Source organism: Streptomyces sp. NBC_00483 (assembly GCF_036013745.1).
Taxonomy (GTDB): domain Bacteria; phylum Actinomycetota; class Actinomycetes; order Streptomycetales; family Streptomycetaceae; genus Streptomyces.
This window is the reverse complement of sequence record NZ_CP107880.1, coordinates 4,218,098-4,239,985: the sequence shown is the minus strand read 5'-3', so window position 1 is coordinate 4,239,985 and position 21,888 is coordinate 4,218,098. Positions and strand designations below refer to the sequence as shown.

The window sequence follows — 21,888 nt, the reverse complement described above, 5'->3', positions numbered from 1 at the left end:
ACTCACTTCTCCCGTACGGGTGTTGACCGTCCACGGGAATCGACCGTCACTCGACGAAGAGGCCGCGCTCCGCCGCCCGTACGTCGAACTCCTCGAGTCGCGCCTGTGCCTGCGGCAGCTCGTCGCACATCGCCTCAAGCAGTACCCGGCCGAGCAGCATCGGCGAGCACGCCGTGTCGAAGGCGAGGCCCGTGCCGACCGCCGCGGGCAGCAGCAGGTCGGAGTGGCGGGCGACGGGGGCGAAGGCGGAGTCGGCGACCGTGACGACGGTCAGGCCCGCCTCCTTCGCGTACGCGAGGGCGTCGACGACCTCGCGCGGGTGGCGGGGGAGCGCGAAGCAGAGCAGGGTCTTGGCGCCCGCGCGGACGGCCGCGTCGATGCGGTCGGCGAGCATGGTGCCGCCCTCGTCGAGGAGGCGTACGTCGGGGTGGACCTTCGCGGCGAAGTACGCGAAGCCGAACGCCTGGGACGCGGCCGCGCGCAGTCCCAGGACGAGCAGCGTCGGTGAGGCGGCGAGGATCCTGCCCGCCCGCTCCACCGGCTCCGGGTCGGCGAGCAGCTCGGCGAGGTGCCGGAGGTTGGCGATCTCGGCTTCCACGGCCTGCTGGTACTCGTTGGCCTTGGTGGCGGTGGCCGGTCCGGAGGGCGCCGTCTCGCGCAGGTGCTTGCGCAGCGCCGGGTAGCCGTCGAAGCCGAGCGCCACCGCGAACCGGGTCACGGAGGGCTGGCTCACGCCCGCGAGCTCGGCCAGCTCCACGGACGACAGGAACGGCACCTCGGCCGCGCGCCGCACCATGCAGTGCGCGATGCGGCGCTGGGTGGGGGTGAGGCGGTGCCCCTCGAAGAGGCTCTGGAGGCGGGCGGAGGGGCCCTGCGCCCCCGCGTCGTTGTCCGACCCGCTCCGTGTGCTGTCCGTGCGCTCGCTCATGTCTCCCGCCGGTCCATTCAAGGGTGCCGAATTGTGCATGATTCTATTCAAAATGAAGGGGTGGGGGCTAGGGGTGTGGGCTGATGAAGGGAGGTGGCTAGGGGGTCACGAAGCGGCCCAGGAGCTGTGCCGCGCGCGCCACGTCCTCCGTCAGCGGCCGGTCCGCGATCTCCGCCGGCAGGTCCTGCAACGCCAGCTCGAACGCCCGCCCCACCGGAAGCTCCACGTCCGGGTGCAGGTCGCGCAGCCTCAACGCCCGCACCGCCGCGACCAGTTCGCAGCCCACGACCTGCCGGAACGCCGCGCACGCGCGCAGGGTCTGGCGGGCCGCCAGGGAGGCGAAGCTGGCCTGCTCCTCGACGCCGCGGGAGAGCACGGCGTGGCCGAGCGAGGCGGGAGCGGAGAAGGCGCGCAGGTCGGCGAGGGCGCCACCGGCCGCGTACTCCAGGATCATCACGCCGGACGACGCCGGTTCGCCGTCCGCGAGGAACGGGCGAAGGCGGGTGAAGTTCGGTTCGTTGAGGGTGGAGAGGCGGGACGTGGAGAGGCGGGCCACCTGGCTGACCGCGAGCCGGAAGTGGTCCAGGGCCAGGGCGAGTTGGGCCATGTAGAAGCCGCCGTGGTGGTAGGCCGCCATCTCCGTGTACGAGATCAGGGGGTTCTCCGCCGCCGCGTTGATCTCGACCGTGAGGACGTCCTCCAAGGCGTCCGCCGCGTCCTGCGCAGGGCCGTGGATCTGCGGCACGCAGCGGAAGCCGTACGGGTCCTGGATCCGGCCGAGCGGGGGCGTCGGGTGGTCGTCGGCGCCGAGGATCTCGCGCATCCGGGCCGCCACGTCGAAGCTGCCCCTGTGGCGGCGCGACTCGTGCACGGGCAGGGCGTACGCCTCGTAGGAACCGTCGACCGCGAGCAGGCTCAGGGCCGCCACCAGGTTCGTCGCCGCCAGCAGGTCGCGCATCTCGTGCAGGGCGAGGGCCGCCTGGCCGAGGGTGAGTGCGTTGGAGGAGATCAGGGCCAGGGCGTCGTTGTTGTCGAGGGGCTGCGGCTTGGGCGGGGTGCCCTTGCCGCGCCACGGGTGCTCGCCGGCGAGGGCCAGGCCCATCTGGGACAGGGGCGCGATGTCGCCGGTGCCGACCGAGCCGTGCTCGTTGACCGCCGGGTACGCGCCCGCCTCCAGGGCCTCGCAGAGCGCCGTGACGACCGTGGGGCGCAGGCCCGCGCCACCGGCCAGGAGCTGGTTCGCGCGGACCGCGAGCATCGCGCGCACCTCGCGCTCGGGCAGCTCGTCGCCGATCGCGCCCGCGTGGCTGCGCAGCAGGCGCAGGCCGTGGTCGGCGGCGGCCTCGGTGGGCACGTCCTCGCTGCGGTTGGCGCCGACGCCGGTGGAGCGGCCGTAGACCCTGCCCCAGGCGGCGATCTCCCGCGCCGCGTTCCAGGACCGGTCCACGCGCTTCATGGCGTCCGTGCCGGGGACCGGACGGGCGCTCGCATGGGCGAGGCGGACCACGTCGGCGACCGGGAGGCCGTGGCCGTCGAGCACGACGACCGGCTGTGACACCATGCGCTGTTCCCCCTTGATCAGTGTTCAAATGCCCCGAAACGGGCGTCCGCGTCTCATAGTTCGGTCCCCGGTACGGGGATTTACCTGCGATTTACGCGGGGGCATTGACAAGTTATTCACGTACCGAGAACTCTGCATGACGATATGCAGGACGGGCAAGAGGACTCCAGAGGCGCTCCATGATCCAGTTCGACGCGGTCCACAAGCGGTTCCCGAACGGCACGACAGCGGTGCATGATCTCTCGCTCGACATGCCGGAAGGGGGTGTGACCGTCTTCGTCGGCTCGTCGGGCTGCGGCAAGACGACCAGCCTCCGGATGATCAATCGTATGGTCGAGCCCTCGTCCGGCACCATTCGGGTCGGCGGGCGCGACGTCCTGGAGCAGGACGCCGCTGAGCTGCGGCGATCCATTGGTTACGTCATTCAGCAGGCGGGGCTCTTCCCGCACCGCACCGTGCTCGACAACGTCGCCACGGTGCCGCTGCTGCTCGGCTGGGGGCGGAAGAAGGCGCGGGCCGCGGCCGGTGAGCTTCTTGAGCGGGTGGGGCTCTCCGCCGAGATGGGGAAGCGGTATCCGCATCAGCTGTCCGGTGGTCAGCAGCAGCGGGTGGGTGTCGCGAGGGCGCTGGCCGCGGATCCGCCGGTGCTGCTCATGGACGAGCCGTTCGGGGCCGTCGACCCCGTCGTGCGTACCCAGCTTCAGGATGAACTGCTGCGGCTGCAGACCGAGTTGAGCAAGACGATCGTCTTCGTCACGCATGACATCGACGAGGCGGTGCGGCTCGGGGACCGAATAGCCGTGTTCCGTGAGGGCGGGCACCTCGTGCAGTGTGCGCCGCCGGAGGAGCTGCTCGCGCGGCCCGCGGACGAGTTCGTGGCGGACTTCCTCGGGGCCGAGCGTGGGTTGAAGTTGTTGTCGCTCACGACGCTGGGCGATGTGTCGCAGGGGGCCGCGCCGGAGGGCGGGGCGTGGGAGCTCGTCCTTGACGGGGCGCGTAAGCCGGTCGCTTGGCGCGAGCGGGACGGTGGGGCCGAGTTCCCGGTGCGGGCGCTGCGCGACGGGGACTCGTTGCTGTCGGCGTTGAACGAGTCGGTGGCGTCGCCCGTCGGGCTGGTTGTCCGGGTGGACGCGGACGGTGTGTTTACGGGTGTCAGCTCGCGGGACGACGTCCATGAGCGGTCCGGGCAGGCGCACAGTGCCGCCCAGTCCGGCGGGACGTCTCGGGGCTCTGCCCCGGACCCCGCTGCTCAATCGCCGCAGGGGCTGAATTTGGGCAACTCGGCGCTTGATGGTGCGGAATCGCGCGGTGAGACCGAGGAGCCCGACGGCGCCGAGGTGTCCGACACCGGCGAGAAGGCTGAGTCCGCGGGCGGTGCCGCGTGACCATCGACTGGTCCTGGATCGGGTCGCATCAGTCCGATCTCGCCACCCTCACCCTCTCCCACCTCCAAGCCGCCCTCAGCGCCGTGCTGTTCGGGCTGGTCATATCCCTGCCGCTGGCCGTCGTCGCGCACCGGGTGCGGCCGCTGCGCGGGTTTCTGCTCGGGATGTCGAACGTGCTGTTCACCATCCCGTCCATCGCGGTCTTCGTGCTGCTGCTGCCCATCTCCGGGCTCACCCGCACCACCACCGTCATCGGCCTGACGATCTACACGCTCGTCGTCCTCTTGCGGAACACCGTCGAGGGGCTCGACTCCGTGCCCGCGAAGACGAAGGAGGCGGCGAAGGCGATGGGGACGCGGCCGATGCGGACGCTGCTCACCGTCGAGCTGCCGCTCGCGCTGCCCGTGATCATGGCGGGCGTGCGGATCGCCACCGTGATGGCCATCTCGCTCGTGTCCGTGGCGACGTACATCGGGGACGGCGGGCTCGGTCAGCTGTTCACCGACGGGTTCCAGCGGAACTTCCCGACCCCGGTGATCGTCGGCGTCGTCCTCACCCTGCTGCTCGCGCTCGTCGCGGACGCGCTGCTCGTCGGCGCCCAGCGGCTGCTCACTCCGTGGGCCCGTACCCGTACTCGGACCCGGAAGGCCTGAACCCGCCATGTTCGAACTCTTCAAGAACCTCGGGGCCTGGCTGGTCGGCGGGGAGCAGTGGGCGGGGAGCGACGGCATCGCGACGCGCGTCGCCGAGCACCTCCAGTACTCGCTGCTCGCCACCCTCGTCGCCGCCGTGATCGCTCTGCCGGTCGGGCTGCTCATCGGGCACACCGGGCGGGGCGCCTTCGTCGCCATCAACCTGTCGTCCTTCGGGCGGGCCCTGCCGACCGTGGGCCTGGTCGTGCTCGTGTTCCTCGCGAGCGGGCTCTCGATGTGGCCCGTCTACATCGCGCTCGTCGCGCTCGCGGTGCCGTCCATCGTCACCAATACGTACGCCGGGATGACCGCCGTCGATCCCGAGGTGCGGGATGCCGCGCGCGGGCAGGGCATGAAGGCCCACCAGGTGCTGTTCCAGGTCGAGTTGCCGCTCGCGCTGCCGCTGATCATGACGGGGCTGAGGCTCGCGCTCATCCAGGTCGTCGCCACCGCCACCATCGCCGCGTACGTGTCCTTCGGTGGGCTCGGCCGCTACGTCTTCGACGGGCTCGCCCAGCGCGACCTGGTGCAGGTGCTCGGTGGGGCCGTGCTCGTCGCGGTCGTGGCCGTCGTGCTCGACCTGGCCCTCTCCGGGCTCCAGCGTCTCCTCTTCCGCAACCGCCCCGCCACTCTCAAGTCCGCCTAGGAGCAAGCAAGATGCGCAATCTCAACCGACGTGCCCTCCTGGGCGGCCTGGCAGCCGCGGCCTCCGTCCCGGCCCTGTCCGCCTGCTCCAGCGGCATCACCTCGCTCGACCAGCAAGGGGGTTCGCTCTCGGGTGGCGGCTCCAGCAAGAAGGGTGTCACCATCGGCACCGCCAACTTCACCGAGAACCAGGTGCTCGGCTACCTGTACGCGGCCGCGCTCGACGCCGCCGGTGTGAAGACGAGCGTGCGGCCGAACCTCGGTACCCGCGAGATCCTCATCCCCGCCCTCAAGGGCGGCGACATCGACCTGCTGCCCGAGTACCAGGGCGCCCTCCTGCACTACCTCGACAAGAAGGCGAAGGCCACCGAGGAGGGCGAGATGCAGAACGCGCTCGCCATGGTGCTCCCGACCGGCCTGCAGATCCTGCCGTACGGGCTGGCCGAGGACTCGGACGCGTTCGTGGTGACCCGCGAGACCGCGAAGAAGTACAAGCTCAAGTCGCTCGCCGACCTCGCGAACCACAACGGGAAGCTCGTCATCGGCGCCGCCCCGGAGGTCAAGAAGCGGCAGGTGGGGTCCGTCGGGCTCAAGGACGTCTACGGCGTCGAGTTCAAGGAGTTCAAGTCCCTTGATTCCTCGGGCCCGTTGGTGAAGGGCGCGCTGAAGAGCGGCGATGTCGATGTCGCCAACCTCTTCACCACCGACACCGACATCGCCGCCAACGACTGGGTCGTCCTCACCGACCCCAAGAACCTGGTCCCCGGTCAGCACGTCGTCCCGCTGATCGCCGACCGCAAGGCCGACTCGACCGTCCGCAAGGCCCTGGCCCGCCTGGGCAACGTGCTGACGACCGAGGACCTCACCGAGCTCAACCGGCTCGTGGACAAGGACAAGAAGGACCCCGAGGACGTCGCGAACGACTACGCGCGCCGGCACGGGCTCAGCAAGAAGTAGGGAGGCCATCGGATGGCAGCGGTAGTGGAGAAGCACTCCATCGACGTCGTGCCGGACAGCGAACGGCACGGCAGCGCGTTCAACCAGTTCACCCTCTGGCTCGGCGCCAACCTCCACATCACGGCCGTCGTCACCGGCGGGCTCGCCGTCGTCTTCGGCGGCGACGTGGTCTGGTCGCTGATCGGGCTCGTGCTCGGCAATCTGCTCGGCGGCGCCGTCATGGCACTGCACTCGGCGCAGGGGCCGAAGCTCGGGCTGCCCCAGATGATCCAGTCCAGGGCCCAGTTCGGGGTGAAGGGCGCCGTCGTCCCGCTGCTCCTCGTCGTCCTGATGTACGTCGGGTTCTTCGCGAGCGGCACCGTGCTCGCCGGGCAGGCCACCGCGCAGCTGACGCACACCAACGACACGACGGGCATCATCGTCTTCGCGCTCGTCACGGGGATCGTGGCGACGGTCGGCTACCGCGTCATCCACGTCCTCGGGCGGGTGGCGAGCGTCGTGTGCGCGCTCGCCTTCGTCTACCTGGGCGTGCGGCTCTTCGACCGGGCCGACGTCGGCGCGCTCCTGTCCGACGCGCACTTCTCGATGCCGATGTTCCTGCTCGCCGTCTCCCTGTCGGCCTCGTGGCAGCTCGCCTTCGGCCCCTACGTCGCCGACTACTCGCGCTATCTGCCGCGCACGACCAGCGGCAAGGCCACGTTCTGGTGGACGCTCGCGGGCTCCGCGCTCGGCTCGCAGTGGTCCATGGCGTTCGGTGTGCTGGTCGCGGCGAGCGCGGGCGAGAAGTTCATCGACAACCAGGTCGGATACGTCGTGTCGCTCGGCGGGGCGGGGCTCGCCGCCTCGTTCTTCTACTTCGTGATCGCGCTCGGCAAGCTCACCGTCAACGTGCTCAACACGTACGGCGGCTTCATGTCGATGGTCACCGGCATCAGCGGATTCCGCGGCCAGCGGGTGCTTTCGCAGCGCGGCCGGGCGGTCTACATCGGGATCATCATGGTCGCGGGCACGGTGGTCGCCCTGGCCGGCAAGGACAGCTTCCTGACCTCGTTCAAGGACTTCCTGCTGTTCCTGCTGACGTTCTTCACGCCGTGGTCCGCGATCAACCTGGTCGACTACTACCTGATCTCGCGCGAGCGCTACGACCTCCCGGCCCTCTCCGACCCCAACGGCCGCTACGGCGCCTGGCGTTGGGACGCACTCGTCGTCTACGGGATCGGGCTGCTCGCCCAGCTGCCGTTCCTCGCCACCGCCTTCTACACGGGCCCGCTCGTCGGGCCGCTGGGCGGGGCGGACGTGTCGTGGATCGTGGGGCTCGTCGTCCCGGCCGTCCTGTACTGGCTGCTCGCCCGGCGCAATGCGGGGGAGTGGCCCACTGAGAAGACGGGGGATAGCCCTACTGCGGTGGGGGCCACCGCTCCGTAACGTCGAGCGGTATGGAAGCCCGCGAACGCGCAAGCGACGCCGAACTCAAGAAGGAACTCGACGCCACCCTGCACGCACGCAGGGAGCTGGGCGACGACTACGAGCCGGCGCTCGTCGACTCCTTCCTCGAAAAAGTCGAGCAGCGGCTCGACTCCGTCGTCGACCGCAGGGTGCGACGACAGCTGGCCGAGCACCGGGTCAGCGTGGCCCGCGGGGCCCGCGACACCGGCGCGGAGAACTGGGGCGAGCGCTTCGGCTTCGCCGTGGTCTCGCTCGTCCTCGCCATCCCGCTGTCCGCGATCGCCGTGGTCAACGCCGGACTGGCCGGGCTCTTCGTGGCCTGGGGCGGGATCGTCGGCGTGAACGCGCTGCACGCGGTGCGGTGGGGGCCCGTCCGGCGCCGCGAGCGCCGGGATCGCGAGGAGTCCGACTGGGAGGGGTAGGGCCCGGGGCGGCCTGCGCGGACTTGAGGTGACGTGAGGGGCGCCGCGCCGGTGGATCCGGCGCGGCGCCCCTCACGTGCTGCGCTCAGACCTCCAGCTCGCCCTCGATCTTCTTCAGCTGATGGCGGGCCATCGCGAGGTTCGCGCGGGACTTGTCGAGCACCAGGTACAGGAACAGACCGTTGCCACCACGCCCCTTGATCAGGCGGATCAGGTGGTACTGGCTGCCGAGGGTGATGAGGATGTCCTCGATGCCCTCCTTGAGTCCCAACTGCTCCATGGTGCGCAGCTTGGAGCGGACCACGTCGGTGTTGCCGGCGGCCGCGACCTCCAGGTCGAAGCTCTTGGAGCCGCCGATGGTGCCGAGGGCCATGCCGCTGGTGTAGTCGACGAGGGCCGCGGCGGTGGCGCCTTCGATGGAGGCGAGGGCGTCCTTGAGGGCGGTCTCGGTGTTGGCCATGATGCTGGGTCCTTTCGTGCGTTCTTTGAGGGCGTGCCGGTGGTCAACGCATGGGCTGGGTCGGCACGTTGGTGGGCGGCCGGACAGGGAGTCCGGTCTCGGTCGTCGTGGTGGTGGATGCCGTGCGGGCACGGGCCCTGCCGCGGACGCGGGGGGTCGGCTCGGGCGGCGCTTCCTCCTCCGGGGGAGCGGTGAGTTCACCGATGCGGGTGCTGGAGCGACGTCCCTCGAGATGCAGCCGGCCGACGTTGACCCGGTCCTCCGCGAGGAGCGTGAGGACGGCGGTGTCCCCGGCCGCGTACGTGGCGACGTAGCCGGCGGCGCCGCGCACCAGGAGTTCGCGGAAGGCGCCCTGCTCGGTGGCGTCGGAGAGACGCTGGGTGACACCGAGCGCGGTGGCGGTGAGCGCGGCGACGCCCTCCGGTTCGACGCCCGGGGCGTCATGGGCGAGCACCAGGCCGTCGACGCTGGCGACGAGGGCCCCCGTGACCTGGGGTACGCGGACTCTCAACCGCTGCAGTTCGGCGAGGAGCTCGCCCTGGTCGGCCATCGGAAGTCTCCTTTCTGGGGTTCGGGAGGAACGCAGCAGGCGTTTCACAGGGCCTCCAGACCGGCGCGCAGCCGCCGCAACAGGGCAACGTCGGGGTCCTCGACGACGGCCTGCTCGGGCAACGTGGGCGGAGCCGGCGCGAAGACCGGGGTCACCAGTCCGCACGCGGCGAGGCGCCGCAGGTCGACAAGGGTGTGGAAGGCGGGCCTGCCCAGGGTGAGCGCGATCTGGGAGGCCGTGCGCGCGCCGTCGACGAGGTCGAGGACGTTGCGTCTGCGCGGCGGTACGCACACCTCGCCGTGCCGGATGATCCGGTTGAGCGGCGCCGTGTCCGTGTCCGGCTCGGGCCAGATCCGCTGGAGCAGGTCGCGGCGGCGCAGCGTCTCGCGCTGGACCGCCGCCACCAGCACCGGGCGCACGGTCCCGAACCAGTGCGAGACGCCGTACCGGAACCTGGTCGGCCCGCTGCTCGGGGCGAGTGTGAAGTACGCGGCGTCGAACAGGGCGCCCAGATGGCACAGTTCGAGCGCCCCGTCGGAGAGCCGGCCCTGCTCGACGAGGTAGCGGCCGACCCGCTGCCGCGCGCCCGCCCGGTCCACGGCCTCCGACCAGCCCTCGGCCTGCACCGCGCCGCCCCTGGTGAGCAGCACGTCCATGCCGGGGGTCGAGGGCGATTCGGCGTGCACGACCCGGCCGTCCTCCAGGTAGAGCGTGCCGTGCTCGCGGATCAGGGCGCCGGTGGCCTGCTCGTCGGCGAGCCGGCTGAGCATCGGCGAGACGCCCGTACGGACGTCGACGCTCATCCCAGGACCATCCGGTCGGCTATGTCGGTGAGCCGGAGCCGGGCGAGCGCGAGGTTGCCCTCGTCCCGGTTCAGCCACAGGTGGATGAAGACGCTGCTGTCGAAGGTGGTGCGCACGAAGCGCAGCACGTGATAGCTGTCTCGGTTGGTGACGATGACGTCCTCGACGGGGGGCGCCTTGTCACTTGCGGAGCCCTGCGTCCAGTCGCTGCCGTCGGCGGGGGCGAAGGCGCGGTGCTCGGCGGCGATCCGGGCCAGTTCGGCGGACTCGGCGGCGTCCGCCTCGTGGTCCCCGTTGCGTGTGTCGCCGACCGTGCCGAGGGCGAGTCCGCTGGTCCAGTCGACGACGGAGGCGCCACGTGCTCCTGGAAGCCGCATGACCTCCAGGAGGCATTCGTCGATTCCGGGCACCCCTGAACCTCCCCACCGGATCGCCACTTTGTGCACCACTCGTACACGTGTGACGACGAAGCTACGCACGGTACGGAGACCAGGTGAGGCTTCTGGCATTTCCCGGTGGAACATGCGTGGGGCGGCTAGAATCCGCCAACTGACCCTGGGGGTTGGCGGATTCAGGCGCCTCGGGTGCGCTTCTGAGCCCCTACTCCTCCCCGTGCGTCTTCATCACCACCCTGTTGACGGCCCACAGTGCGATCCCGATGGCGATGAGCACGCCCGCCCGGATGTAGACCTCGGCGGGCCGGTCGGCGAGCGGACTGGCGAGGATCAGCGAGGTGACCGCGCCGAGCACCGGAAGGACCGTCGGCGTACGGAAGTGCCGGTGGTCGACCGGGTCCTTGCGCAGCACGAGCACGGCGACGTTGACCACGGCGAACACGCAGAGCAGCAGGAACGACGTGGTGTCGCCGAGCCCCTCGATCTCCCCGGTCGACACGAGCCCGACCGCGAGCAGCGACACGAAGACGATGCCCACGACGGGCGTGCGTCGTTTGGGCAGCACGCGGCCCATCGCGCTCGGCAGGATGCGCTCGTTGGCCATCCCGTAGCAGAGCCGCGAGGCCATCATGATGTTGATGAGCGCCGAGTTGGTGACGGCGAACAGGGCGATCAGCGCGAAGAGCTTGTGCGGGAAGTCGACGCCGCCGGCCTTCACCACTTCGAGCAGCGGCCCGCTCGACGCTTCCAGCACCTTGTGGTCGACGAGCAGCGAGGACACGAGCGCGACGAGCACATAGATGGTGCCGGTCACGGTGACGCCGATGAAGAGGGCGCGCGGGAAGGTGCGGGCCGGGTCCTTGGTCTCCTCGGCCATGTTCACCGAGTCCTCGAACCCGACGAACGCGAAGAAGCCCAGCGCGGTCGCCCCCAACACCCCTGTCATCAGGGCGAATCCGGTGCCGCCCGTATCGATGTCGGCCAGCCGGGAGGGCTCCCCCTCACCGGTCAGGACGGCGGACGCGCCGATGGCGAGGATGATGGCGAGCCCGGTCACCTCGACCAGGGTCAGCACGACGTTCGCCTTCACCGACTCAGCTACGCCCCGCAGGTTCAGCGCGGCGAGCGCGAGCACGAACAGGATGGCGACCAGGGTGGGCGGCAGCGCGTTGCTCGTCAGCTCGCCGAGGTAGTCACCGCTGAACGCGCGGGCGGCGGCGCTCGCGGACGAGAGCCCCGAGCACATCACCATGAACGCGATGATGAAGGTCAGGAACGGGACCTTGAACGCCTTCTGCGCGTAGAGCGCCGCGCCCGCCGCCTTCGGGTACTTGCCGACGAGTTCGGCGTACGAGGCGGCGGTGAGCAGCGCCACGACGAACCCGATGACGAACGGCAGCCACAGCGCGCCGCCGACCTTCCCCGCCACCTTGCCGGTGGTCGCGTAGATCCCGGTGCCGAGGATGTCCCCGACCACGAACAGGATCAGCAGTTTTGGCCCGATCGCCCGGTGCAGTGGGGTGTCGGCTGTCGCAGATGTCACTGGACCTCCCGCGAGGTGCGTAGGTGGTTGTCCGCGTAGGAGGTAGGGATTCCCCCGAGCACCTCTTGACTAGACCTATTCATGTCGCCAGGATGTGAATAGAAGGCTGAACAGCTGATTGACACGCACTCCAGGAGGCCGCCGATGTCAGGACCCCGCCCCGTACGAGCCCCGCGCGGCACCGAGCTCAACACCCTGGGGTGGCAGCAGGAGGGCGCGCTGCGGATGCTCATGAACAACCTCGACGGCGAGGTTGCCGAGCACCCCGACAAGCTCGTCGTCTACGGCGGCACCGGAAAGGCGGCCCGGTCCTGGGAGGCGTACGACGCGATCGTGCGCACGCTGAAGACGCTGAAGTCGGACGAGACCCTCCTCGTCCAGTCCGGCAAGCCGGTCGGCGTGCTGCGCACCAGCGAGTGGGCGCCGCGGGTGCTGCTCGCGAACTCCAACCTCGTGGGCGACTGGGCCAATTGGGAGGAGTTCCGCAAGCTGGAGGCCGAAGGCCTCATGATGTACGGCCAGATGACGGCCGGCTCATGGATCTACATCGGCTCGCAGGGCATCGTCCAGGGCACCTACGAGACCTTCGGCGCGGTCGCCCGCAAGAAGTTCGACGGCACGCTCGCCGGGACCATCACGCTCACCGCCGGTGTCGGCGGCATGGGCGGCGCCCAGCCCCTCGCCATCACGATGAACGAGGGCGTCGCGATCTGCGTCGACGTCGACGAGACCCGCATCGACCGCCGCATCGGCACCCGCTACCTCGACGTGAAGGCCGACAACCTCGACCACGCCCTCGAACTGGCCGTGCAGGCCCGCGACGAGCGCCGCGGCGTGTCCATCGGCGTCGTCGGCAACGCCGCCGAGGTCTTCCCGGAGCTGCTGCGCCGCGGCGCCCCGATCGACATCGTGACGGACCAGACCTCGGCCCACGACCCGCTCGCCTACCTGCCCGTCGGCATCTCCGTCGAGGACTGGGACAAGGAGCGCGAGGCGGACCCGGCCGGCTTCACCGACAAGGCCCGCCAGTCGATGCGCCTGCACGTCGAGGCCATGGTCGGCTTCCTGGACGCGGGTGCCGAGGTCTTCGACTACGGCAACTCGATCCGCGACGAGGCCCGCAAGGCCGGCTACGACCGCGCCTTCGCCTTCCCCGGCTTCGTCCCGGCGCACATCCGTCCGCTCTTCGAGGAGGGCCTCGGCCCGTTCCGCTGGGCCGCGCTGTCCGGCGACCCGAAGGACATCGAGGCCACCGACAAGGCCATCAAGGAGCTGTTCCCCGAGAACAAGCACCTGCACCGCTGGCTCGACATGGCCGCCGAGCGCATCGCCTTCGAGGGCCTCCCGGCGCGCATCTGCTGGCTCGGCTACGGCGAACGCCACCTGGCGGGCCTCAAGTTCAACGAGATGGTCGCGTCCGGCGAACTCTCGGCCCCGGTCGCCATCGGCCGCGACCACCTCGACTCGGGCTCGGTCGCCTCTCCCTACCGCGAGACGGAGGCCATGAAGGACGGCTCCGACGCGATCGCCGACTGGCCGCTCCTGAACGCCCTGGTCAACACCTCCTCCGGCGCCACCTGGGTCTCCCTCCACCACGGCGGCGGCGTCGGCATGGGCCGCTCCATCCACGCGGGCCAGGTCTGCGTCGCGGACGGCACGGACCTCGCTGCCCAGAAGATCGAACGCGTCCTCACGAACGACCCGGCGATGGGCGTCATCCGCCACGTCGACGCGGGTTACGAGCACGCGGCGGAGGTCGCGGCGGAGCGCGGCGTTCGGGTACCGATGCGGGAGGGCGAGGGCGAGTGACTTCCGCACCTGGGGGCTCCGCCCCCAGTTCGTCCTCAAACGCCGGACGGGCTGGTATTTCAGCCCCGCCCTGGAACGAGAGGCAGGCCCGTCCGGCAGGACTTTCGGGAAGGGGCGGGGTGGGGAATTCTCCTTCCTTCCTGGAGATGTGGCGCGACTTGCAGCCGATCGGTCGCAACGCCGACTCCGGCGGCTACCGCCGATTCGCCTGGACGGCCGCCGACACCGACTGCCGCGCATGGTTCAAGGCCCAGGCCGAATCCCGCGGCCTGACCTACGAACTGGACCGCAACGGCAACCAGTGGGCCTGGCTCGGCGACCCGGAGGCCGGCGACGCCGTCGTCACAGGCTCACACCTGGACTCCGTCCCGGACGGCGGCGCCTTCGACGGCCCCCTCGGCGTCGTCTCCTCCTTCGCCGCCCTGGACGAACTCCGCCGCAGGGGAGCGGAGTTCACCAGACCCCTCGCCATCACCAACTTCGGCGACGAGGAAGGCGCCCGCTTCGGCCTCGCCTGCGTCGGCTCCCGCCTCACCGCAGGCGTCCTCACCCGCGACCAGGCCCACAAGCTCACGGACGCCGACGGAATCACCCTCCCGCAGGCCATGGAGCGGGCGGGCCACGACCCGGACGCGATCGGCGCGGACCGCGAACGCCTGGACCGTATCGGCGCGTTCATCGAACTCCACGTGGAACAGGGCCGCGCCCTGGACCTGTCCGGCGACGCCATCGGCATCGCAAGCTCCATCTGGCCGCACGGCCGCTGGCGCTTCGACTTCCGCGGCGAGGCCAACCACGCGGGCACGACCCGCCTGGTCGACCGCCGGGACCCGATGCTGTCCTACGCGGAGACGGTCCTGGCGGCCCGCCGCGAGGCCCAACTGGCAGGCTCAGTAGCGACCTTCGGCAAGATCTCGGTCGAGCCGAACGGCGTCAACGCCATCCCCTCCCTCGTACGCGGCTGGCTCGACTCCCGCGCCGCCGACCAGGAGTCCCTGGACGCGACGGTCACCGGGGTCGAGAAGGCGGCCCGCGAGTACGCGGAGGCGCACGGCATCGACGTATCGCTGACCCGCGAGTCGTTCACGCCGGTCGTCGAGTTCGACGACGCGCTCCGCGACGAGCTGGCCCGCATCCTGGGCACGAAGGACTCGGCAGCGGATCTGAAAATCCCCGTCCTCGGAACGGGGGCGGGACACGACGCGGGAATCCTCGCCCAGTCGATCCCCACCGCCATGCTGTTCGTGCGCAACCCGACGGGCGTCTCGCACTCCCCGGCCGAGTCCGCGGCCGAGGACGACTGCCTGGAAGGGGTACGCGCACTGGCCGACGTACTGGAAGGACTGGCCTGCACGTGACGCAGACGACGACGTACTGGTTGGAACACGCCTGGCTCGGCACGCACGTCGAGCCGGGCGTGGCGGTGGACGTGTCGGACGAGGGCCGCTTCACGGCGGTCCGCACGGGGGTCGGCGCGCCCCCGCCCGGCGCGACGGCCCTGCGCGGCCTGACCCTCCCCGGCCTCGCGAACGCCCACAGCCACGCCTTCCACCGGGCGCTCCGCTCGACGGTCCAGGTCGGGTCCGGGACGTTCTGGACGTGGCGCGAGGTCATGTACTCGGTGGCGGACCGCCTGACGCCGGACACGTACCACGCACTCGCGCGGGCGGTCTACGCGGAGATGGCACTGGCCGGGATCACGGCGGTCGGTGAATTCCACTACCTCCACCACGCCCCCGGCGGCACCCCGTACGCCGACCCGAACGCGATGGGCGAGGCGCTGATCGCGGCGGCGGACGAGGCGGGCATCCGCATCACCCTCCTCGACACGGCGTACGTCTCCTCAGGCTTCGGCAAGGCCCCGGACCACCACCAGCAGCGCTTCAGTGACGGCACGGCGGAGGCGTGGGCGGAACGGGCGTCACTGCTGAAGGAGCGGCCGGGGGTGCGGATCGGCGCGGCGATCCACTCGGTACGGGCGGTCCCGGCAGCCCAACTGCCAACGGTCGCGAACTGGGCGTCGGCCCGCAGCGCCCCACTCCATGTCCACCTCTCCGAACAGACAGCGGAGAACGACGCATGCCAGGCAGCCCACGGCTGCACACCCACCCAACTCCTGTCGGATCACGGGGTATTGGGCGCACGGACCGTCGGCGTCCACAACACCCACCTCACGGACACGGACATCGCCCTGCTCGGCGGCTCGTCCACGGGCACGTGCATGTGCCCGACGACGGAACGCGACCTGGCGGACGGCATCGGCCCGGCGGTACAGCTCCAGCAGGCGGGTTCACCCTTGTCGCTGGGCTCCGACAGCCACGCGGTGATCGACCTCTTCGAGGAGGCGCGCGCGATGGAGCTGAACGAGCGCCTACGGTCCCGGACCCGCGGCCACTGGACGGCGGCGGCGCTGCTCCGCGCGGCCTCCGCCGACGGCCACGCGTCCCTCGGCTGGGACGACGCGGGCGCCATCGAACCGGGCGCGCGGGCCGACCTGGTCACGGTGACACTGAACTCCGTCCGCACGGCGGGCCCCGAACCCCGCTTCGGCGCGGAAACGGCAGTCTTCGCAGCGACCGCCTCCGACGTGACGGACGTGGTGTCGTCCGGCCGCGTGGTGGTCCGCGACGGCGAACACGTTCTGGTCGGCAACGTGGCAGAAGCCCTGACGACATCCATCGCGGCCCTACACAACTAACGCCCCGGGGCTCCGCCCAATCGCCGGCGGGGCTTGATCTATCAAGCCCCGCCGGCGATTGAGGCGGCCCGTCCGGCAGGACTTTCGGGAAGGGGCGGGGTGGGGAAGAAACACCCCGCCCACCCACGGAGAGGACCCATGACGAACCGCACCACGGCCATCACCAACATCGGCACCCTGGTCACGAACAACCCCGACCTGGGCGAAGGCCCCCTGGGCCAAATCCACAACGCCGCCCTCGTCATCGAGAACGACAAGATCGCCTGGGCGGGCCCAACGGCCAAGGCCCCGGCCACGGACGAGGCCCACGACGCCGCCGGCCGCGCCGTCATCCCCGGCTTCGTCGACTCCCACTCCCACCTCGTCTTCGCAGGCGACCGCACCGCCGAGTTCAACGCCCGCATGTCGGGCCAGAGCTACTCCGCAGGCGGCATCCGCACGACAGTCGCGGCAACGCGCGCCGCAACGGACGAAGCCCTGGAAGCAAACCTCAAGCACCACCTCACGGAAGCCCTCCGCCAGGGCACAACAACATTCGAAACAAAGTCCGGTTACGGCCTGACGACAGCCGACGAGGAACGCGCCCTCCGCATCGCAGCAGCCCACACGGACGAAGTCACCTACCTGGGCGCCCACATCGTCTCCCCGGACTACGCGGACGACCCCGCCGCATACGTGGAATTGGTGACGGGCGAAATGCTCAACGCCTGCGCCCCCCACGCCCGCTGGGTGGACGTCTTCTGCGAAAAGGGCGCCTTCGACGGCGACCAGGCAAGGGCAATCCTGACGGCGGGCAAGGCCAAGGGCCTGCTCCCCCGCATCCACGCGAACCAGCTCAGCTACGGCCCCGGCGTCCAACTCGCGGTGGAACTGGACGCGGCATCGGCCGACCACTGCACACACCTCACGGACGCCGACGTGGACGCCCTGGCGCAGGGCAACACAGTGGCGACACTCCTCCCGGGCGCCGAGTTCTCGACCCGCGCCGAGTGGCCGAACGCCCGCCGCCTCCTGGACGCGGGCGCAACGGTCGCGCTCTCCACGGACTGCAACCCGGGCTCGTCCTTCACGTCCTCGGTCCCGTTCTGCATCGCCCTCGCCGTACGCGACATGGGCATGACCCCCGACGAGGCCCTCTGGTCGGCCACGGCAGGCGGCGCCAAGGCCCTCCGCCGCACGGACGTAGGCCACCTCTCCCCGGGCGCCCGCGCCGACCTCACATTCCTGAACGCCCCGAGCCACGTCCACTTCGCCTACCGGCCGGGTGTGCCGCTGGTCTCGGAGGTGTGGCGGGCGGGGAATCGCGTCTAGGGTTTCCCGACCAACTGCGGACTGGGGGAACCGATGGATCCCGAAATCGAAGCCGGTGACGGCGTGGAAGAACCGGCCGAGCCTCCGGTGGAGGACGCCCTGCACCGCTGGGCCCGTGAAAACGGCATCGTCCTCCACGACCGAGGCCGCGTCCCCCGGAACATCCGCGAGGCCTACGACGAGTCGCAGTGAGTACCGAACGCGTCGAACGGGTCGACGACAACGACGAGGTCGTGGCGGTCGTCAGCAGGGCTGACGCGATCAGCCACAACTGGCTGCACCGCATCGCCACGATCGTCTGCCGCGACCCCGAGGGCCGCACCCTCGTCCACCGCCGCCCCGACGACGATTCACGCTTCCCGGGCCAGTACAACTGGATGCTCGGCGGTGCCGTAGAGGTGTCCGAGTCCAACTCCAGTCCCACACTGGCCATTTCGGCCGACAGCTGGACCGCTTTCGTAAACTTCGCCGCGAAGTCCGCGCTACAGTAATCGCGTTATCACGCTCCGTGCGCAAACACGGAGCGGCCCTCAGCGGTGCGCAAACACCAATCTGAGGGCCTTCACCGACGAGTGGACAAGGACTCCACCGCGATGCTCAAGCATGCTATCCCGCCTGCCCGTTTCTTCTCTCAGGTTCCGAACGAGATCATCCGGAATCCCCGCCTGAACGGCACAGCCGTACGGCTCCTCGTCTGGGCGCTGTCCCTTCCCGAGGGCTCCCGGGAAACCGTCCAGTCCCTCGGCGAGAAGATGCCGGAAGGCCGTCTGGCCGTACGAAAGGCCAGGCGGCAGCTGGACGAGGAGGGGTACCTCCACACGCGACGTTCACAGGATCCGGAGACGGGGCGCTGGACGACTCAAGTCCTCGTCTCCAACGTGCCGTTGACGTCACCCGAAGAGGTCAACGCCGCCTTCGGTCCGACTGACCAGGACCCGCCCGTCGGTGGCGCGACAGAGCAGGCCGTCGGCGCATACCCCTTGGGCGAAACCCCGAAGGACAACACCCCCAACCGTGGGACCGCGTTCCTGGAACGCCTCGCCGACCGCGAACCGGCGCTGCGCCTGGGCGCCCGCGACGTCGAAAGCCTCGCGCCGCTCATCGACGGCGCACTGGCGGCCGGCGCCACCGAAACCGACCTCCGTCGCTGCCTGACCACGGACCTGCCACGCGCACTCCGTTCCGCTGCCGCCCTCGTCAGGTATCGACTGGAGAACCGGCCGCCTGCCGCTGCCCCGCCAACTCCCGTCGTGGGCAAGCGCGTAGCTCCCCTCGGCGAATACGCGGAGTGCCGCGACCCGCTGCCGCGAGGAGTCGGGAAGGGGATCTGCCGTGCCTGTGCCGGGATCGCGGCGAAGCCGGCGTCGGCACCGGCACCTACCCCTGGCCAGGGCCTGCGTGACGTGATCGCCCTCGCGAGGGCCGCCCTCCGCCCCGTCGACTAGCGGCTACAGACTCTTTCCCGCCCGCCACCGCTGCTCGTCCCCACCCTGGAACTTGCGCTGGCCCAGCCGGAACGAGCCGTCGTCGAGTGGGGTGACGGCGGTTTTCCAGTCGGCGGCGGGGCGGATCGAGCCGTCGCCGTGCACGGAGAAGGTGAGGTCGGCTCCGTGGTCGTCGTCGGCGGCCGTGCAGTGACCGAGGCCGATCGGGCGGTCGGTGTCGCCGCGGTTGTCCAGGCAGAAGTCGGGGTTGGCGGCGGACTGGATGACGCCGCGGGCCGGGTCCACGCGCCACTGCTGGCTGCCCGTGCGGTCGCACTTCACGGCCACGACGTCGTCGCCGTCCGCCATGGGCGTGCGGGAGACGTCGAGGCACAGCCCGGAGGCGACGTCGATCACCTCCGCGTACTCCTCGCCGGGCGGGCGGAAGCGCGGCGGCTTCGGCTTGCCGGACGGGGGCAGGGTCGAACTCGGCTTCCCCTGTGGGGGGTTGGTGGTGGGCTTCGGTGACGGGGGCACCGTGATCGTCTCCGTGCTCCGCGCGGTCGTCGTCGCGGTGGCGGTCGTCGTGGTCGTCGTGGTGGCCGTCGTCGTCGCCGTGACCGTCACCCGGACCGGGGGCGGTGTCGAGGGTGTAGCGCCCATGCCCTGGCCCACCGCCGACAGGTCGGGGCGACCCTCCGTCAGCGTCAGGATCAGCAGCGGTACGAGCGCCACGCCGACCGCGGCCGAGGCGAGCGCGAACCCCATCGGTGTCGCGCGGACGACCGCGGGGCGCCGGGAGGCCTTCCGGCGGGCGCGGCCGGCCGGGCGGCGACGGTCGGCCCTCGTCGTGGATGTCGCGCGGTGGCTGCGCGGGGCGGTCTGTTGGGGCACCGCAGCAGGGGCCGGAGCAGGAGGCGGAGCCGTCGGAGGCGCCTCGGTCAGCAGGTAGTCCGTGCCGCCCCACGGCAACAGGCCCTCCGCGAGCGCGCGGCGCGGATCGTCCCGCAGGGCCGTCAGCTCCAGGTACGCGGCGGTGCAGCTCGGGCAGCGGGCGAAGTGCGCGTCCAGGTCGGCGGTGTTGCGTGGCCGACCGGGTCTGGTCGCTTCCTCGATCAGGCGCTGATAGCCCCGGCAGTGCGTGTCCTGCGCGCGGGCCGCCCGCGCCGCGAGGCAGGCGCCGCGCAGCGCGTCGAGCGCCGCGCCCCGCGCCTGTGCCACGTCCCGCGCGGACGTTCCGGTGGCGATGCCGGTGGCGGCGTCGGAATCCCCGTCCACCACGGAGTGCCAGAGCAGCGTCTGGGTGCGCGCCGGCAGCGTATGGAAGGCGGAGAGCAACGCGGGCGCCCGGGGGGCGTCCGGCGTGCCGAGGGTGCCCAGCAGGCCGGGGGAGAGGCGCCCGCGGCGCTCGTCGGTGGCCCACTCGGCCGCGGTGCGGTGGACGAGCAGCAGCGCGTGATGGCGCCAGGAGCCGCGCGGTTCGAGGCCGCGCGCGACCTCCCGTGCGGCGCGTGCGAAGGCCTGCGCGCCCAACTGCCGCGCGGCGTCGGTGTCGTTGGCGCACACCTGGGCGTACGCCAGGAGCGCGTGCCGGTGCCTGTCGCGCAGCTCGCCGAGCGCCGGATACGCGGTCGGGGTGTCGGCCCGCAGCAGGGCGACGAGCCGGTGGTCGGGCGCCGTGGCATGGGCGCCACCGTTCGCAAACACCGTGTCCTCCTGTCACCGGGTGCCAGATGGGTGCTCATAGTGGTGCAGGAGAGGTGCTACGGGTAGGCGTTTCTCGCGGTAACAGGACGCCGGGCGGCGGGAGTTGGCATAAAAAACATCGAGGGGGCCGACCGTCTTACGGTCGGCCCCCACGACGTGACAGGGTGTTACGGGTGGTGCCGGTGTTACGGGTCCGCGCGATTACTCCTCGAGCGTCAGGCCCTTGCGCAGGCGCACCAGCGTCCGCGACAGCAGTCGCGACACGTGCATCTGCGAGATGCCCAGTTCCTCACCGATCTCGGACTGGGTCATGTTGGCGACGAACCGCAGCGAGAGGATCTTGCGGTCGCGCGGGGGGAGGTCGGCGATCAGCGGCTTCAGGGACTCGACGTACTCGATGCCTTCGAGGCCGTGGTCCTCGTAGCCGATGCGATCCGCGAGCGCACCCTCGGAGTCGTCCTCCTCGGGCTGGGCGTCGAGCGAGCTGGCGGTGTAGGCGTTGGACGCCGCCATGCCCTCGACGACCTCTTCCTTCGACAGGCCCAGGCGTTCGGCGAGCTCGCCCACCGTGGGGGCGCGATCGAGCTGCTGGGCGAGTTCGTCGCCCGCCTTGGCGAGGTCGAGACGGAGTTCCTGGAGGCGGCGCGGTACGCGCACGGACCAGGAGGTGTCGCGGAAGAAGCGCTTGATCTCACCGACGATGGTTGGCATCGCGAAGGTCGGGAACTCGACCCCGCGGCTCAGTTCGAACCGGTCGATCGCCTTGATCAGGCCGATGGTGCCGACCTGGATGATGTCCTCCATCGGTTCGCTGCGGGAGCGGAACCGAGAGGCCGCGAACTTGACCAGAGCCAGGTTCAGCTCGACCAGCGTGTTGCGGACATACGAAAATTCGTGCGTGCCTTCTTCGAGGGACTCGAGCCGCTCGAAGAGGGTCTTGGAGAGGGCTCGGGCGTCGAGCGGCCCCACCTCGTCGTAGGGGGGGATCTCCGGAAGGCCTTCGAGGCCCTCAAGGCTTTCCGCCTCGACGTCGACAGTTTCCGGGGGGAGTGTCGACGTCGCTTGGTCAGTACGCGATTCGTCGAGCCGGGCTGACATGATGTCCTCCATGCGTTCTCGGCATATGGCTGCCGATGCCGATGCGTGCACTGC

21 protein-coding genes and 1 pseudogene are annotated in these 21,888 nt (G+C 70.6%); 13 read left to right on the top strand and 9 right to left on the bottom strand.

All coding sequences use genetic code 11. The features are described 5' to 3' along the window. Positions 1-46: 46 nt before the first annotated feature. Both OHA73_RS18690 and OHA73_RS18685 read right to left on the bottom strand, forming a co-directional pair. Entirely contained in the window at positions 47-928 is an 882-nt protein-coding gene (locus OHA73_RS18690; protein WP_267070195.1) for a MurR/RpiR family transcriptional regulator, read from the bottom strand. A 97-nt stretch (positions 929-1,025) separates the two neighbouring features. Beyond that, positions 1,026-2,489, bottom strand: coding sequence for an aromatic amino acid ammonia-lyase (locus tag OHA73_RS18685; protein ID WP_267070196.1), 1,464 nt, complete (start codon positions 2,487-2,489; stop codon positions 1,026-1,028). Between the two features lie 179 nt (positions 2,490-2,668). Between OHA73_RS18685 and OHA73_RS18680 the strand changes: the two genes are divergently transcribed. Genes OHA73_RS18680 through OHA73_RS18655 form a run of 6 tightly spaced genes read left to right on the top strand, consistent with a single transcriptional unit; the run spans position 2,669 to position 8,036 of the window. Then, positions 2,669-3,874 (top strand): ABC transporter ATP-binding protein, encoded by a 1,206-nt coding sequence (locus OHA73_RS18680; protein ID WP_327655592.1) that lies wholly within the window; start codon positions 2,669-2,671, stop codon positions 3,872-3,874. After that, positions 3,871-4,527, top strand: coding sequence for an ABC transporter permease (locus tag OHA73_RS18675; protein WP_266710999.1), 657 nt, complete (start codon positions 3,871-3,873; stop codon positions 4,525-4,527). The genes OHA73_RS18680 and OHA73_RS18675 overlap by 4 nt, the downstream gene beginning before the upstream one ends. A 7-nt stretch (positions 4,528-4,534) precedes the next feature. Then, positions 4,535-5,212, top strand: coding sequence for an ABC transporter permease (locus tag OHA73_RS18670; protein WP_267070198.1), 678 nt, complete (start codon positions 4,535-4,537; stop codon positions 5,210-5,212). 11 nt (positions 5,213-5,223) lie between these two features. Continuing rightward, complete coding sequence (locus tag OHA73_RS18665; protein ID WP_327655591.1) at positions 5,224-6,168, top strand: ABC transporter substrate-binding protein; 945 nt, start codon at positions 5,224-5,226, stop codon at positions 6,166-6,168. Between the two features lie 12 nt (positions 6,169-6,180). Beyond that, positions 6,181-7,593: a purine-cytosine permease family protein gene (locus OHA73_RS18660; RefSeq protein WP_266710994.1), complete on the top strand. Its 1,413-nt coding sequence runs from the start codon at positions 6,181-6,183 to the stop codon at positions 7,591-7,593. Positions 7,594-7,604: 11 nt separating this feature from the next. Next, positions 7,605-8,036, top strand: coding sequence for a hypothetical protein (locus OHA73_RS18655; protein ID WP_266710993.1), 432 nt, complete (start codon positions 7,605-7,607; stop codon positions 8,034-8,036). Between the two features lie 85 nt (positions 8,037-8,121). Here the strand turns inward: OHA73_RS18655 and OHA73_RS18650 are convergent, their stop codons facing one another. From OHA73_RS18650 to OHA73_RS18630, 5 genes are all read right to left on the bottom strand, one after another. After that, a complete protein-coding gene (locus tag OHA73_RS18650; RefSeq protein WP_266710992.1) occupies positions 8,122-8,496 on the bottom strand; it encodes a hypothetical protein in 375 nt (124 codons plus the stop codon). 43 nt (positions 8,497-8,539) lie between these two features. Further along, entirely contained in the window at positions 8,540-9,046 is a 507-nt protein-coding gene (locus OHA73_RS18645; protein ID WP_266710991.1) for a roadblock/LC7 domain-containing protein, read from the bottom strand. Between the two features lie 44 nt (positions 9,047-9,090). Further along, entirely contained in the window at positions 9,091-9,849 is a 759-nt protein-coding gene (locus OHA73_RS18640; protein ID WP_327655590.1) for a DUF4388 domain-containing protein, read from the bottom strand. Further along, positions 9,846-10,259, bottom strand: a complete 414-nt coding sequence (locus tag OHA73_RS18635) for a hypothetical protein (RefSeq protein WP_266710989.1) — start codon at positions 10,257-10,259, stop codon at positions 9,846-9,848. Before OHA73_RS18635 ends, OHA73_RS18640 begins: the two co-directional genes overlap by 4 nt. A gap of 190 nt (positions 10,260-10,449) precedes the next feature. Continuing rightward, positions 10,450-11,787, bottom strand: coding sequence for an APC family permease (locus OHA73_RS18630; protein WP_327655589.1), 1,338 nt, complete (start codon positions 11,785-11,787; stop codon positions 10,450-10,452). A 144-nt stretch (positions 11,788-11,931) separates the two neighbouring features. Between OHA73_RS18630 and hutU the strand changes: the two genes are divergently transcribed. From hutU to OHA73_RS18595, 7 genes and pseudogenes are all read left to right on the top strand, one after another. After that, positions 11,932-13,596, top strand: a complete 1,665-nt coding sequence (hutU, locus tag OHA73_RS18625) for a urocanate hydratase (protein WP_327655588.1) — start codon at positions 11,932-11,934, stop codon at positions 13,594-13,596. A gap of 146 nt (positions 13,597-13,742) precedes the next feature. Then, complete coding sequence (locus OHA73_RS18620; RefSeq protein ID WP_327658485.1) at positions 13,743-14,954, top strand: allantoate amidohydrolase; 1,212 nt, start codon at positions 13,743-13,745, stop codon at positions 14,952-14,954. After that, positions 14,951-16,294, top strand: coding sequence for a formimidoylglutamate deiminase (locus OHA73_RS18615; RefSeq protein ID WP_327655587.1), 1,344 nt, complete (start codon positions 14,951-14,953; stop codon positions 16,292-16,294). The genes OHA73_RS18620 and OHA73_RS18615 overlap by 4 nt, the downstream gene beginning before the upstream one ends. Positions 16,295-16,432: 138 nt before the next feature. Then, positions 16,433-17,605: an imidazolonepropionase gene (hutI, locus tag OHA73_RS18610; RefSeq protein ID WP_327655586.1), complete on the top strand. Its 1,173-nt coding sequence runs from the start codon at positions 16,433-16,435 to the stop codon at positions 17,603-17,605. A 33-nt stretch (positions 17,606-17,638) separates the two neighbouring features. Beyond that, positions 17,639-17,797, top strand: a complete 159-nt coding sequence (locus OHA73_RS18605) for an Lsr2 family DNA-binding protein (protein ID WP_266710984.1) — start codon at positions 17,639-17,641, stop codon at positions 17,795-17,797. Beyond that, positions 17,794-18,015: pseudogene (locus OHA73_RS18600) on the top strand (hypothetical protein); the annotation flags it as partial. The gene OHA73_RS18605 and the pseudogene OHA73_RS18600, both read left to right, overlap by 4 nt. 183 nt (positions 18,016-18,198) lie before the next feature. Further along, complete coding sequence (locus OHA73_RS18595; RefSeq protein ID WP_327655585.1) at positions 18,199-19,050, top strand: hypothetical protein; 852 nt, start codon at positions 18,199-18,201, stop codon at positions 19,048-19,050. Positions 19,051-19,053: 3 nt separating this feature from the next. Here OHA73_RS18595 and OHA73_RS18590 read toward each other — a convergent pair whose 3' ends face one another. Further along, the gene (locus tag OHA73_RS18590) at positions 19,054-20,736 is read right to left on the bottom strand and encodes a ricin-type beta-trefoil lectin domain protein (protein WP_327655584.1); all 1,683 of its coding nucleotides are present in this window, start codon (positions 20,734-20,736) and stop codon (positions 19,054-19,056) included. A 201-nt stretch (positions 20,737-20,937) separates the two neighbouring features. Next, positions 20,938-21,846, bottom strand: a complete 909-nt coding sequence (locus OHA73_RS18585; RefSeq protein WP_266710978.1) for an RNA polymerase sigma factor SigF — start codon at positions 21,844-21,846, stop codon at positions 20,938-20,940. Positions 21,847-21,888 lie beyond the last annotated feature (42 nt).